The organism is Thalassobius sp. Cn5-15 (assembly GCF_022347685.1).
Taxonomy (GTDB): domain Bacteria; phylum Pseudomonadota; class Alphaproteobacteria; order Rhodobacterales; family Rhodobacteraceae; genus Thalassobius.
In genome coordinates this window covers 852979-865870 of record NZ_JAKRGF010000001.1, presented here as the reverse complement: position 1 = coordinate 865870, position 12892 = coordinate 852979, and the positions used below count along the sequence as shown (strand labels likewise).

The window sequence follows — 12892 nt, the reverse complement described above, 5'->3', positions numbered from 1 at the left end:
ATCTATAAACTGTGCCTCAGTTGGCACAGCCCTTTGGTTGCCGCGACCTGTCACATCGAAAACGAAGTGCCGCAGCCGCAGGAGGACGACGCATTGGGGTTGTCGATGACAAATCGCGCCCCGATCAACTCCTCAGTGAAGTCAATGGTCGCTCCGGTCAGGAACGGCAGGGATACGGTGTCCACAATTACCTTTTCGCCCGCACCCTCGCCGCTGCCTTCTAGAACCAGATCGTCATCGGTGGGTTCGTCCAGCTTGATTTCATACTGAAAACCTGAACAACCGCCGCCCTCAACAGCGACGCGCAACGCTTGACCTTGGGCGTTTGCGCCAATTTCGGCAAGGCGGGCAAAGGCACGGTCGGTCACATTGGGGGGCAATTGCATGGTCGTCGCTCCGGCTCAGGTGCAATATGTTTCGCAAATAGTATCAGATAGAATATATGTGGGCCATCGACCAACGACAAGAGAGGTGCCGTCAGAATGCGCCTGCGTAACGATAAGGGGCAGTGCAGCGGTTAAGGATGTGGAAAAGCACCACCGCACGCTGTATTTGGTCCAAATTATGAAAGGAACCGCTAGAGTTCCTGCACAAGAACATGCCCGCAAGAGAGCATGAATGAGGCATTAACAGGCAAAGGCCAATTGATATGAACGCGATTTTTGCATCCCGCCCCGGTGACAGCCGTGGACGACTGCACCCCGAAGAAGAGAGTGCCTTTCGCTCTTGTTTCCAGCGCGACCGTGACCGGATCATCCACGCCAGCAGCTTTCGGCGGCTGAAGCATAAGACGCAGGTGTTTATCGAACACGAAGGCGACTATTTCCGCACTCGCCTGACCCACTCGATTGAGGTGGCGCAGGTGGCGCGGACGATTTCGGGCACGCTTGGCCTGAACCAGGAATTGGCAGAGGCTGTGGCACTGGCCCATGATCTGGGCCATACGCCCTTTGGTCATACTGGTGAGGATGCGCTGGCGGAATTGATGGAGCCTTACGGCGGCTTTGACCACAACGCGCAGGCCATTCGCATCGTCACCGATCTGGAACGGCATTATGCCGAATGGGACGGGCTGAACCTGACGTGGGAAACGCTGGAAGGGATCGCCAAGCACAACGGGCCTGTTGTGGGCGACGTGCCGTGGGCGCTGGAGGGCTATAATGCGCAGCATGATCTGGAGCTGCACACCCACGCCAGCACAGAGGCGCAGGTGGCCGCCCTGTCTGATGATATTGCCTATAACAACCACGATCTGCACGACGGGCTGCGGGCAGAGTTGTTTTCGACCGACGAGTTGGCGCAGATGCCGATCCTGCAGGATTGTTTTGGCGAGGTAGATCGCAAATATCCCGGCCTGAACTACTATCGTCGTCGCCATGAGGCGCTGCGCCGGTTCTTTGGTGTGCTGGTCGAGGATGTGATCGCCGTCACCCGCGCCAATCTGGCAGAGGTGGGTCCGCAAACCGCACAGGATGTGCGTGATGCCGGGCGGATGATGGTGCAGTTCTCGCCGGGGCTGTGGTCGGATCTGAAACAGATCCGACAGTTCCTCTTCCACCGGATGTACCGCGCCCCAGAGGTGGTGGAGATTCGTCAATATGTGACCGATGCGGTGAAGGATCTGTTCCCGATTTTCATGCAGCGCCCTGAATTGTTGCCCAAACAATGGCGCAAGGATGTGGCAGAGGTCAGCAGTGACGTGGAATTGGCCCGTATCGTGTCAGACTATATCGCTGGCATGACCGACCGTTTCGCCCTGCAAGAAGCGGAACACCTGACAGGGCGCAAGCCGATCCCCGCGGGTCGCCGCGCTACGCCGATCCAGCATCACGATTGATCCCGCAAGAAGGACCGCTACCATGGCCAGCCCCGACACACTCGGTCTTAGCCCCATAAACGCCATCGCACTGGTGGGCGCCCTTGGCGTTGGGGCGCAGTGGCTCGCGTGGCGCCTGCAACTGCCGGGCATCGTCTTGATGTTGCTGGCGGGCGTTCTGGTCGGGCCGGTTTTTGGCATTCTGGATCCGGCGCGTGACATTGGGCCATTGGTGGGGCCGATGGTATCTGTTGCGGTTGCGATTATCCTGTTTGAGGGCGGCATGACGCTCAATCTGCATCACCTTAGTGACGCGACCCAAGGTGTGAAGCGTCTGGTGGTCATAGGTGCGCCGCTCGGCTGGCTCAGCTCCACGTTGGCGCTGCATTATGGTGCGGGCGTCGGCTGGCAGGTGGCGGCGGTGTTCGGCGGGATTATGATCGTCACCGGCCCCACGGTCATCGCGCCTTTGTTGCGGCAGGCTAAACTGGCGCGTCGCCCCGCGGCCCTGTTGCAGTGGGAGGCGATCGTCAACGATCCTATAGGCGCGCTGGCAGCGGTACTGGCGTTTGAAGTGGTGGTTGTTCTGAACACTGCTGAAACCATTGCCCATGCCACGCAGACGTTGTTGATCGGCGTGGCGGTGGCGACGGTGCTGGGCTGGATCGGCGGGCAGGGGATTGCCCGTGCCTTCCGCCGTGGTCTGGTGCCGGAATACATGAAGGTTCCTGTCCTCTTCGTTGTTTTGATTGCCGTTTTTGCTGCCAGCGATACGGTCCTGCATGAAAGCGGGCTGTTGGCGGTGACGATTATGGGGATGGTGATTGCCAATGCTGATCTGCCCTCCTACGCGGAGTTGCGACGGTTTAAGGAACACGCAACCGTCCTGCTGGTCTCAGGCGTGTTTATCCTGCTGGCAGCGTCGCTGGACCTGTCCACACTGGCGCAGCTTAACTGGCGGGCGGGGCTGTTTGTGGCGCTTGTTATCCTGCTGGCCCGTCCTTTGACGGTCCTTATCTCGCTCATCGGTACCGATCTGTCGTGGCGCGAACGGCTGCTGGTGGCGCTGACCGGCCCGCGGGGCGTGGTGCTGGTGGCGGTCGCTGGGCTGTTCGGTGAACGTCTGGCGGCGCTTGGCGTGCCAGATGGCGCGTTGGTGGCGCCTTTGGCTTTTGTGCTGGTTGTGGCGACGGTTGTGCTACATGGTTTCACCCTTGGTCCTGTGGCGGGGCGACTTGGCCTTTCGGGCGGGCGTCGTCCGGGCGTGTTGTTGGTCGGTGGATCGCTGTTTTCGCAGGCTTTGGCTGAAACACTGGGTAAGGCAGAGGTGCCGGTGCTGATCGCCGATCCAAACCGCAGTCGGTTGCGCGGGGCGCGGCAGGCAGGGGTGAGCACCTACTATGGGGACATCCTGTCCCAAGGCGCGGAAGAGGCGTTGGAGATGCAGCAGTTCGACCAGATCTATGCACTCACAGACAATGACGCCTACAACACATTGGTCACCACTGATTTGGCGCCAGAGTTTGGCCGTAGCAACGTCTTTCAGTTGGTGCGCGACAGAGAAGGGCAGGCGCGCCATGATTTGCCCAGCACACTCGGCGGGCGTAGCTTTGCCGCGGGGCAGAGCCATGCGGAACTGGAGCGGGCGATGCGGCGTGGTCATCGCCTGCGTCTGACCCGCCTAAGCGAGGCGTTCACTCTTGCCGATTGGCAGGCAGAGGCACAGGATGCGCAAGTGTTGCTGGCGCTGGATCTCAAAGGCACGCCGCATGTGGCGGCAGCGGATCAAGACATTACTGCCCGCGCCGACTGGCAGCTGATCTGGATGGAGCCGCCGGAAACGTCGGTCAGTTAAGGTCTTCGGCGACGCCTCTCTATTCCGAAAACCCCGTGCCACACGTTGACCTTTATGGGCGGCGTGATAAACCCGCGATCAAGAGACAAAGGATATGCTGCGATGAACCTTTTTGCCGAAGTGCGTGGGCTGGTGCTGGAACTGCTGGAGCAGATGGTTGCTGCTGGTGACCTGCCCGAGGGGCTGACATTTGATAATGTGGCGGTAGAGCCGCCCCGTGATGCGCTGCATGGCGACATGGCGACCAACGCCGCGATGGTACTGGCCAAACCGGCCAAGATGAAACCGCGCGACATTGCCGACAAGCTGGCTGCTAAGCTGGCCGATGATGCGCGCATCACCTCGGCAGAGGTGGCAGGCCCCGGCTTCCTCAACATGCGTTTGGATGCGGTCCTGTGGCAGGGGATCGTCAAGGCTGCACTGAACGAGGGGACCGCCTATGGCCGGTCCACCCTTGGGGCGGGCAAGAAGGTGAACGTGGAATACGTCTCCGCCAACCCCACTGGCCCGATGCACGTCGGTCATACCCGTGGTGCGGTGTTCGGCGATGCGCTGGCCTCTCTGCTGGATTACGTCGGTTATGATGTGACCCGTGAATACTACATCAACGACGGCGGCGCGCAGGTCGATGTGCTGGCTCGTTCCGCCTATGAGCGTTACCGCGAAGCCAATGGCCAAGAACCGGAGATTGCCGAAGGTCTGTACCCCGGTGACTATCTGATCCCCGTCGGTGAGGCGCTGAAGGAAAAGTATGGCGACAGCCTGCTGGATAAGCCTGAAACTGAATGGCTGCTGGATATCCGTGAATTCGCAACTGAGGCGATGATGGAAATGATCCGTGGCGATCTGGCGGCGCTGGGCGTTGTCATGGACAATTTTTATTCGGAAAAATCCCTCTATGGCACCGGCCAGATTGAGGCGGCGCTGGAGCGTCTGGAAACCCTCGGCCTGATCTACGAAGGCGTGCTGGAACCGCCGAAAGGCAAATTGCCCGAGGATTGGGAAGAGCGCGAGCAGACCCTGTTCAAATCGACTGAATACGGCGATGACGTGGATCGTCCGGTGAAGAAATCCGATGGCGCATGGACCTATTTCGCGCCCGATATCGCCTATCACTTCACCAAGGTAGAGCGTGGCTTTGACATGCTGATTGACGTGTTCGGCGCCGATCACGGTGGCTATGTCAAACGGATGAAGGCTGCCGTGGCGGCGCTCAGCGAAAATAAGGTGCCGCTGGACATCAAGTTGATCCAGTTGGTCAAGCTGTTCAAAAACGGCGAGCCGTTCAAAATGTCGAAACGGGCGGGCACCTTTGTGACCCTGCGCGATGTGGTGGAACAGGTGGGCGCTGATGTGACCCGCTTCCATATGCTGACTCGCAAGAATGACGCGCCTCTGGACTTCGACTTTGACAAAGTGCTGGAACAGTCCAAGGACAACCCTGTCTTCTACGTGCAATATGCCCATGCGCGTGTGTGTTCTGTCGTGCGCAAGGCGGCAGAGGCGGGTATTGCCCATGATGACGCCACGTTGGCGGCCGCGGACCTCACTGCGCTGGGTCATGAGGCAGAGATGGCAGTGGCCAAGAAGCTGGCCGAATGGCCGCGTCTGGTTGAGATCGCGGGTCGCAACAATGAACCGCACCGCGTGGCCTTCTATCTCTACGAACTGGCAAGTGATTTCCACTCGCTCTGGAACCGTGGCAACGACGACATATCGCTGCGCTTCCTGCAAGAGGGGGATGCAGCCACATCACAGGCGAAAATCGCCCTGGCGCGTGCCGTGGCCGTTGTTATTTCTGCAGGTCTTGGTATTCTGGGCGTGAAACCGGCGGAAGAGCTGCGCTAAAGCGGCCATTAAACGCCGGACCGTGAGTAGACACCGACGGGGCGACCCGTCGGCGCGGAAAGAGGCGAAAATGGCTGAGATGCAGGACAACGGGCGCTATGGCGCGCCCGGCTCTGACGGATATCAGGGCGGATATCAATCCCAAGGCTATTATGCACAGGCTGGCGCGATTCAGTCTGGTGGCATGCAGCCAGATCACACCACGGCCTATGCCGGTGATGGCGCAGATACGTTTTCTGCGGTGAAGGGCAATCCGATGAGCGCGATTGTGAGTATCGCGGGCGCTGTCACCTCGGTCGCGTTGCTGATCGGCGTTGGGGTCTGGGGCTACAAACTGGTGGTGCGCGACGTTAGTGGCGTTCCTGTTGTGCGTGCCGCCGAAGGTCCAATGCGCGCCCTGCCTGATGATCCGGGTGGGGAATTGGCAAGAAACCAAGGTCTGGCTGTGAACGCTGTTGCCGCTTCCGGCACCGCCGAAGGTCCGGCGGATCAGGTGATCCTTGCCCCGCAACCCTTGGATCTGGACGCGGGCGACCAGATGCCGACACTGGCCGCCGATCCAGCAACGCCTGTGGGCGATGGCAATGGGAAATCGGTCGAAGCGCTGGTAAACGAACTGATGGCAGGGGCCGAACCAATCGGCACCCTCAGCAGTGAAGAGGTTATTCAACCAGCCTCCCTTACTCAGGAAGATGCCGCGTCGCGTGACGCCGCCCCTGCGACAGATTTGGATGTAGATCAGGCCGTCGCGGCCGCAATTGCAGAGGCGGTGCAGGGGGGCATGGGCAAATCCCTGCGTCCGCGGCTGCGTCCCGCAAAAGGGCAGCGCGTCGCCTCGCTGACACCTGCGGCAGCGGGTCCACTTGATCTGCGTGCCGAAGACCTGGCCGTTGGCACCCGTCTGGCGCAGCTTGGTGCCTATGAAAGTCAAGCCATCGCGCGCAAGGAATGGGATCGTATGGCCCGTCGTTTCAGTGATTTCATGGATGGCAAACAGCGTGTGATCCAGAAAGCGCAGAGCGCAGGCAGCACTTTCTACCGCCTGCGTGTGCATGGTTTTGAGGATATGAGCGACGCCCGACGCTTCTGTGCCGCGTTGCAGGCAGAAGGGGCCGAATGCATATCGGTCAGCCATAAATGAGCCGTTACGGCGCCACCGTTCTTGACCCCGTTGGACCTGTCCTAAGCGCCGAGGAAAAGGCGTTTTTTCGCGATTCGGATCCTTTCGCCTTTATTCTGTTTGCGCGTCACATTGAGCACGGCGAACAATTGCGCCGCCTCTGCGGTGATCTGCGTGAGGCGGTGGGGCGTGAGGCACTGATCACCATCGATCAAGAGGGCGGGCGCGTGCAGCGTCTGGTACCGCCGATGGCGACGCAATTCCTGCCGCCGCTGGAGGAAGTGGTGCAGGCCGGTGAACACGCGACCTCCGCGATGCTGCTGCGTTACCGGATCATTGCGCATGAACTGCGCAGCTACGGAATCGACAGCAACTGCGCCCCTTGTGCGGATGTGGCGGGCCCTGAAACCCACCCGTTTTTACAAAACCGCTGCTACGGCATGGAGGAGCAGACGGTCACGAATGTTTCCCGTGCGGTGGTGAATGGTTTGCTGGCTGGCGGGGTTGTGCCCGTGTTGAAACATATGCCCGGGCACGGCCGCGCCATCAGCGACAGCCATTTTGAAACGCCGCGCGTGCGGGCGTCACTGCCGGAACTGCAGCAAGACTTTGCTCCGTTTCGGGCGCTCAATGATGTGCCAATGGGTATGACGGCGCATGTGCAGATGGACGCGCTGGATGATCAGCCAGCGACGCTTTCGGCGGCGGCGATGGAATATATTCGCAACGACATCGGCTTTGACGGGCTGATTATGACAGATGACTGTTCAATGCAGGCATTGCCCGGCAGTCGGGCCGATGTGGCGGAACGTGCCATTGCTGCCGGTGTGGATGCGGTCCTTTACTGCAATGGGGCACTTGCGGATAAGGTGAAGGTGGCAGAGGCCGCAGGTCAGATGTCTGAAGCCGCACAGGCCCGCGCCGAAATGGCGATTGCTGCGCGGATCACGCCTGAAAACGTTGACATAGCTGAGTTGAAGGCCAAACATAACGCGCTACTGAACAGGGCGTAACAATGGCCGATCAGGAATTCGATCTAGATCATCCGCCCCGCGATGACGGGAGTGCTGAGCCCAATGGGCAGAGCGTCGCCGAACGGCTGGCGGCCGAGGCGTTGATCGTAGATGTGGACGGCTTTGAAGGGCCGCTTGACCTGTTGCTCACCCTTGGGCGTACGCAGAAGGTCGATTTGCGGAAGATCTCTATCCTGCAGCTGTCTGAGCAATACTTGGAATTTGTCGAACGCGCCAAGGAGCTTCGGATTGAGTTGGCTGCAGATTATCTGGTGATGGCGGCATGGCTGGCGTTCCTGAAGTCGCGCCTGTTGTTGCCGCCTGATCCCACCGAAGAAGGCCCGTCCGGCGAAGAGCTGGCTGCTCATCTGGCGTTTCAGTTGGAGCGGTTGGCAGCGATGCGCGATCACGCGGCCAAATTGATGGCACGCGATCAGAGGGGGCGTGATTTCTTTGTGCGTGGTGTGCCGGAAACCATGACGCGGGTGCGCCGTGTGACCTATACCGCCAGTCTGATGGACCTGATGCAGGCCTATGCCCGTATGCGTACCAAAGATGAGTTCCGCCCCTTTGTCATGGATCGCGATTCCGTTTTTACAATGGAACAGGCATTGGAACGTATGCGCGGCCTGATCGGATTTTCCGGCAGCTGGACGGATCTGATCAGCTATTTCCCCATCGGCTGGGATGGTGACGTGATGCGCAAACGATCCGCCACCGCCGCGACCTTTGCGGCGACATTGCAACTGGCCAAAGAGGGCAAGGTGGAACTGCGCCAAGGCGGTACGTTTGAGCCGATCCAACTGCGCAGCCGTGGGCCGCACACGGTTGCTGATACGGTGGTGCGTGAGGACACAACAGATCCGCAAGGAGACGCTGAATGAGCGACGAGCAAATCGAGGCGACAGAGCTGCGCCAGCGCCCGCAAGAAGAAAGTCTGTTTGAGGCCCCGCCCATTGCGGAACAGGAACGTATGGTGGAGGCGATCCTCTTTGCTTCGGCCGAACCAGTGACGGTGAAGGATCTGGCGGCCCGCCTGCCACATGGATCAACGGTCAGTCAGGCGTTGATCAACCTGCAGCGCCGCTATGAAGGGCGCGGGGTTGAGCTGAAAAAGGTGGGCGATGCCTGGGCCATTCGCACCGCGCCGGACCTTGGGTTTCTGATGCAGAAGGAAACCGTGGAAACACGCAAGCTCAGCCGTGCGGCGATCGAGACCTTGGCGATTGTCGCTTACCACCAGCCGGTGACGCGGGCAGAGATTGAGGAAATCCGTGGTGTCTCGGTCAGTCGTGGTACGGTGGATCAGCTGCTAGAGCTGGAGTGGATCCGTTTCGGTCGCCGCCGGATGACGCCGGGACGGCCTGTGACCTTCGTCGTGACGCAGGAGTTTCTTGATCACTTCGGTTTGGAAAATGCCCGCGATCTGCCGGGGCTGAAAGAGTTGCGTGCGGCGGGGCTTCTCGACAATCGGCCGCGCCCGGGCACCATGCCCGGTGTCACGGCAGAGGATGAAGAAGACGTCGTCGACAATGACGATCAGGACGACCTGTTCGAGAATTGATCTAAGATGACCGGTTTTTGCGTCGTTTGGTCGTGAAAGGGCCACAATCGCCGCTATATTAGGGCCGAAGGCAGGGGCAGTTCGTCCTCGCAGCAGGAGTAAGAGCAATGAATGCCAACCAACTGATTAACATGGTGATCCGTCAGGTGATGCGCCGTTTGGTAAACAAAGGCGTTGATGCAGGTCTGAACAAAATGACCGGTTCGAACAAAGATGCGCGTACCGTTCGCAAAGCTTCGCGCATGGCTAATCGGCTGAACCGCTGATCTGATCGGATGTTGCCTGACGGCGTGGCAACAGCGCTTCAGCGTTTCCCATCATGTTGCAGGCGACAGACAGCGCCGCGCAACCCATCAGACCGTAGCTGTTATAGGGCAGGGCATAGAGTACCCCGCCCAGCATCACACAGGCATAGGTGCTGGCGGAATTCAGCCCCATGATCGCACCGCGCTGGCGCGGATCCAGCGTGTTCAGCCGGTCCAGCACCGCGTTGTGTGTCATTGCCTGAAACACTCCCCAAATGCCTGCACCAACCAGCAACATCTGATAGGTGCCGCTCAGTCCTCCAATTATCCCATGCGCCAAGGTCAGCCCGCCGAAACCAAGGGTTAGCGCGGTTTCCCGCGACCCCTGCATGAGTTTCGGCAGAAGCAGAGATCCAATGCCGTATCCGCTGCCGTAAAACATCGTCAACACACCGGCACTTGTGGTGCTGCGGCCCAGGCCTTCGGCCACATGAATGCCAAGGAAACCATACAGTCCAAAGAAACCCAACATCAGCATGGCATTGGAAAACAGCGCGCGTCCAACGCCTGCCACCCGCATGGCGCTTAACGGTGAGGTGGGCGTGCCACCGCATGCGGCGTTGATCTGCGTACGCCCAAGCAGCAGCCACAACAGTGCGGTCAGCCCCGCCAATAACGCATAGAGCCACCGCCAGCCAACCAGATCGGCCACCACACTGGCCAACAGGACGCCCCCGACCAGCGACAATGTCCAGCCTGCCAGCACTTTGCCCAGCGTGCGTTTTTCCTGTCCTTTCGGCGCCACCTCTGCGGCCAGTCCATAGATCGCAGGCAATCCCATGCCAGCGCCCAGACCAGCCAGCAGATGCGCCCCCTGCAGCAGTGTGACTGTGGGCGCCAAGGCCGTCAGCACCAGCGCCAATGTCAGCAAGGCGCAGGCGCGGCGCAGGCTGCGATCGGCGCCGATCACATCGGCACGCGGGGCCAGGAAAAGGGCGGAGAGGGCCGTGGCCGCGCCATAGGCGCTCATTGCGATGATAATCTGTTCCGGGCGCGCATTCAGATCATTGGCCACAGCGGCAGCAATCGGCGGCAGCACCATGGAATTGGCACCAATAATGCCAATCGCCAGCGTCAACAGCGGCACCGGTTGCAGACGCATCCGCTGCTTAGCCTGCGCTGAAGTGTTTGGAGAGTTTCAGGCCCTGTCCCTGATAGTTCGATGCAATCCCTGCGCCGTATAGCTGGGTCGGCACCTCTGCCATTTGTTCATAGACCAGACGGCCCACGACCTGCCCGTGTTCCAGCACGAAAGGCGCCTCGTGGCAGCGCACTTCCAACACACCGCGCGATCCTGCGCCACCGGCCTCGGCGTGGCCGAAGCCGGGGTCAAAGAAACCAGCGTAGTGTACGCGGAATTCGCCAACCATGGCGAGGTAGGGTGCCATTTCAGCGGCGTATTGCGGCGGGATGTGCACCGCCTCGCGGCTGACGAGGATATAGAACGCACCGGGGTCCAGAATAATCTGGCCGTTGTGACTGCGTACCTCTTCCCAATAGTCCGCCGGATCATAGGCACCGATCCGGTCCAGATCGATCACGCCGGTGTGCGGTTTGGCACGGTAGCCGACCAAATCGCCCTCACTGGGGCGCAGATCGACGGAGAAGCCCAGACCGTCATCAATGACGGCCTCACCATCAACCAGCGGGCTTTGGGCATGGAGCGTGGTCAACTCCGCGTCACTCAATACCGCCTGCCCATCACGGAATCGGATCTGGTTCAGCCGCATACCGGGGCGCACCAGAACCGAAAAACTGCGCGGACAAATCTCTGCATAGAGCGGGCCAGTGTAGCCCGGCTGGATCCGATCAAATTCCTCCCCGCCATCAGTGATAGTACGGGTCAGCAGATCCAACCGCCCGGTGGAGGATTTGGCGTTTGCCACCGCCTGAATGTGCGCGGGCAGGTCAAGACTCTCCATCAAGGGGACAACGTAGACACAGCCCTTTTCCAGTACGGCCCCCTCAGACAGGTCGATCTGGTGCATCTCGAACTCGTCCAGACGCTCCATGACAGATCGCCCATTGCCGGCCAGAAACGAAGCGCGGACCCGCCATGCACGGTTGCCAAGGCGCAGATCAAGGCTGGCGGGCTGGATTTGTTCAGAGATGATCGCAGGCTCTGCCGAAAGGGCGCCAGTTTCAATCATCTGTTCCAGCGCTTGTGAGGGCAGTACACCGGTCATATTTGCCTCCTGATCGGGTTTTTCCTGTCATATCAAAGGCGCGGCCTCCGCGAAAGCGTGATAACGCGTTCCCTTCAATGATCCCTACAATACTCCAGCCGGAGGCACGAAAAAGCGCGCGGCCTGCAAAGACCACGCGCTATATCACCGTGCGAAAACCGGTTCACTCCGTCGGGCGTACCCGTGCGGCGGTTTTGTTGGCAAAGGCGGCCAATCGTTCGCGCGATGCGGGCTGTGTGTTCACCACACCGGCCACCACGGCTTCGGCATATGCGGCATCCAGCGCGGACATGTTTTGCATGTGGCTGATCGCTGAACAGATGGCGAAGTTCGACAGCGGCGGATTTTCTGCCGCCGCGCGGGCGATTTCATAGGCTTTGGCCTCGCTATCGTCGACCAGATACTGGGTCAGGCCAACCGATACCGCCTCTTCCTTGGCGTAGATGCGGCCCGTCAGCATCATATCGATCATCCGCGCTTTGCCGACCAGGTCGGCAACACGGATCGTGGCGCCACCGCCGGTGAACAGGCCGCGCTGACCCTCGGGCAAGGCGAAGTACGTCGATTGATCTGCGACTCGGATATGGGCAGATGACGCCAGTTCCAGACCACCGCCCACAACCGCGCCTTTGAGCGCAGCAATGATCGGCACGCCGCCGTATTCCATTTTGTTAAACGCCTCATGCCAGCGCAGGCAGACGTGCATGAAATCTTCTGGGCGGCGATCCTCGACATGGTGTTCTACCAGATCCAAACCAGCGCAGAAATGATCGCCCTCGGCGCGCAGCACAATGGCGCGCGCGCCCATACGGGGCAGGTTGGAAAAGACCTCGATCAGCTCTTCGATAGTGTCAGCATTGAGCGCGTTGCGCTTCGTTGGGCGGTTCAACGTGACGGTGGTGATGCCGTCCTCGTCCATGCTGACGGTGATGTTTTCCAGCGCGAAATCGTCCAGTGACTTTTTCATCGTGGCTCCTCCTACAATACTCTTTTATCTAGGTGATCAGATGCGGAACGGTGTCTGTCAAGCGGGCTGCAAAGCAAAAGGATATTGCGTCCGTGGCTTTCCGGTTTTGACGCCGCGTCACACTGGGAAAAGCCGGTGATATTGAGGGGTTGGCAGCGCGCTATATCTTGCAGCGGGGCAGAGATGGTGTTTCGTGCTTTGCAATAACGCAATGCGCA

The 12892-nt window shown here is 59.9% G+C and carries 12 protein-coding genes; 8 read left to right on the top strand and 4 right to left on the bottom strand.

Annotated elements, in window-relative coordinates; genetic code table 11:
- Positions 1 to 50 precede the first annotated feature (50 nt).
- Positions 51 to 386 carry an iron-sulfur cluster assembly accessory protein gene (locus MHM86_RS04160; protein ID WP_239196153.1) on the bottom strand — a complete coding sequence of 112 codons (336 nt, stop codon included), beginning with the start codon at positions 384 to 386 and terminating at the stop codon, positions 51 to 53.
- A 263-nt stretch (positions 387 to 649) separates the two neighbouring features.
- Between MHM86_RS04160 and MHM86_RS04155 the strand changes: the two genes are divergently transcribed.
- The 8 genes from MHM86_RS04155 (at position 650) to MHM86_RS04120 (ending at position 9482) form a co-directional block, all read left to right on the top strand.
- Positions 650 to 1837, top strand: coding sequence for a deoxyguanosinetriphosphate triphosphohydrolase (locus tag MHM86_RS04155; protein WP_239196151.1), 1188 nt, complete (start codon positions 650 to 652; stop codon positions 1835 to 1837).
- Positions 1838 to 1859: 22 nt separating this feature from the next.
- The gene (locus tag MHM86_RS04150) at positions 1860 to 3671 is read left to right on the top strand and encodes a sodium:proton antiporter (protein ID WP_239196149.1); all 1812 of its coding nucleotides are present in this window, start codon (positions 1860 to 1862) and stop codon (positions 3669 to 3671) included.
- Between the two features lie 102 nt (positions 3672 to 3773).
- A complete protein-coding gene (argS, locus tag MHM86_RS04145) occupies positions 3774 to 5519 on the top strand; it encodes an arginine--tRNA ligase (RefSeq protein WP_239196147.1) in 1746 nt (581 codons plus the stop codon).
- Positions 5520 to 5589: 70 nt separating this feature from the next.
- On the top strand, positions 5590 to 6660 hold the full coding sequence (locus MHM86_RS04140; protein ID WP_239196145.1) for an SPOR domain-containing protein: 1071 nt from the start codon (positions 5590 to 5592) through the stop codon (positions 6658 to 6660).
- Positions 6657 to 7652 (top strand): glycoside hydrolase family 3 N-terminal domain-containing protein, encoded by a 996-nt coding sequence (locus MHM86_RS04135; protein ID WP_239196143.1) that lies wholly within the window; start codon positions 6657 to 6659, stop codon positions 7650 to 7652. Before MHM86_RS04140 ends, MHM86_RS04135 begins: the two co-directional genes overlap by 4 nt.
- Before the next feature lie 2 nt (positions 7653 to 7654).
- Positions 7655 to 8536, top strand: coding sequence for a ScpA family protein (locus tag MHM86_RS04130; RefSeq protein WP_239196141.1), 882 nt, complete (start codon positions 7655 to 7657; stop codon positions 8534 to 8536).
- Entirely contained in the window at positions 8533 to 9216 is a 684-nt protein-coding gene (gene scpB, locus MHM86_RS04125; protein WP_239196139.1) for an SMC-Scp complex subunit ScpB, read from the top strand. The genes MHM86_RS04130 and scpB overlap by 4 nt, the downstream gene beginning before the upstream one ends.
- Positions 9217 to 9323: 107 nt before the next feature.
- Positions 9324 to 9482 (top strand): hypothetical protein, encoded by a 159-nt coding sequence (locus MHM86_RS04120; protein ID WP_239196137.1) that lies wholly within the window; start codon positions 9324 to 9326, stop codon positions 9480 to 9482.
- Here MHM86_RS04120 and MHM86_RS04115 read toward each other — a convergent pair.
- The 3 genes from MHM86_RS04115 to MHM86_RS04105 all read right to left on the bottom strand — a co-directional run bounded on the left by MHM86_RS04115 (position 9463) and on the right by MHM86_RS04105 (position 12674).
- A complete protein-coding gene (locus tag MHM86_RS04115) occupies positions 9463 to 10623 on the bottom strand; it encodes an MFS transporter (protein WP_239196135.1) in 1161 nt (386 codons plus the stop codon). The two genes, MHM86_RS04120 and MHM86_RS04115, sit on opposite strands and share 20 nt — an antisense overlap.
- 7 nt (positions 10624 to 10630) lie before the next feature.
- Positions 10631 to 11707, bottom strand: coding sequence for a 2'-deoxycytidine 5'-triphosphate deaminase (locus MHM86_RS04110; RefSeq protein WP_239196133.1), 1077 nt, complete (start codon positions 11705 to 11707; stop codon positions 10631 to 10633).
- A 163-nt stretch (positions 11708 to 11870) separates the two neighbouring features.
- The gene (locus MHM86_RS04105) at positions 11871 to 12674 is read right to left on the bottom strand and encodes a crotonase/enoyl-CoA hydratase family protein (RefSeq protein ID WP_239196131.1); all 804 of its coding nucleotides are present in this window, start codon (positions 12672 to 12674) and stop codon (positions 11871 to 11873) included.
- Positions 12675 to 12892 lie beyond the last annotated feature (218 nt).

Bases quoted from the DNA above. Each gene is read 5' to 3' on its own strand.
- MHM86_RS04140 (WP_239196145.1), top strand. From the start codon at position 5,590: ATGGCTGAGATGCAGGACAACGGGCGCTATGGCGCGCCCGGCTCTGAC.
- MHM86_RS04135 (WP_239196143.1), top strand. From the start codon at position 6,657: ATGAGCCGTTACGGCGCCACCGTTCTTGACCCCGTTGGACCTGTCCTA.
- MHM86_RS04115 (WP_239196135.1), bottom strand. From the start codon at position 10,623: ATGCGTCTGCAACCGGTGCCGCTGTTGACGCTGGCGATTGGCATTATT.
- argS (WP_239196147.1), top strand. From the start codon at position 3,774: ATGAACCTTTTTGCCGAAGTGCGTGGGCTGGTGCTGGAACTGCTGGAG.
- MHM86_RS04155 (WP_239196151.1), top strand. From the start codon at position 650: ATGAACGCGATTTTTGCATCCCGCCCCGGTGACAGCCGTGGACGACTG.
- MHM86_RS04105 (WP_239196131.1), bottom strand. From the start codon at position 12,674: ATGAAAAAGTCACTGGACGATTTCGCGCTGGAAAACATCACCGTCAGC.
- MHM86_RS04150 (WP_239196149.1), top strand. From the start codon at position 1,860: ATGGCCAGCCCCGACACACTCGGTCTTAGCCCCATAAACGCCATCGCA.
- MHM86_RS04130 (WP_239196141.1), top strand. From the start codon at position 7,655: ATGGCCGATCAGGAATTCGATCTAGATCATCCGCCCCGCGATGACGGG.
- scpB (WP_239196139.1), top strand. From the start codon at position 8,533: ATGAGCGACGAGCAAATCGAGGCGACAGAGCTGCGCCAGCGCCCGCAA.
- MHM86_RS04160 (WP_239196153.1), bottom strand. From the start codon at position 386: ATGCAATTGCCCCCCAATGTGACCGACCGTGCCTTTGCCCGCCTTGCC.
- MHM86_RS04110 (WP_239196133.1), bottom strand. From the start codon at position 11,707: ATGACCGGTGTACTGCCCTCACAAGCGCTGGAACAGATGATTGAAACT.
- MHM86_RS04120 (WP_239196137.1), top strand. From the start codon at position 9,324: ATGAATGCCAACCAACTGATTAACATGGTGATCCGTCAGGTGATGCGC.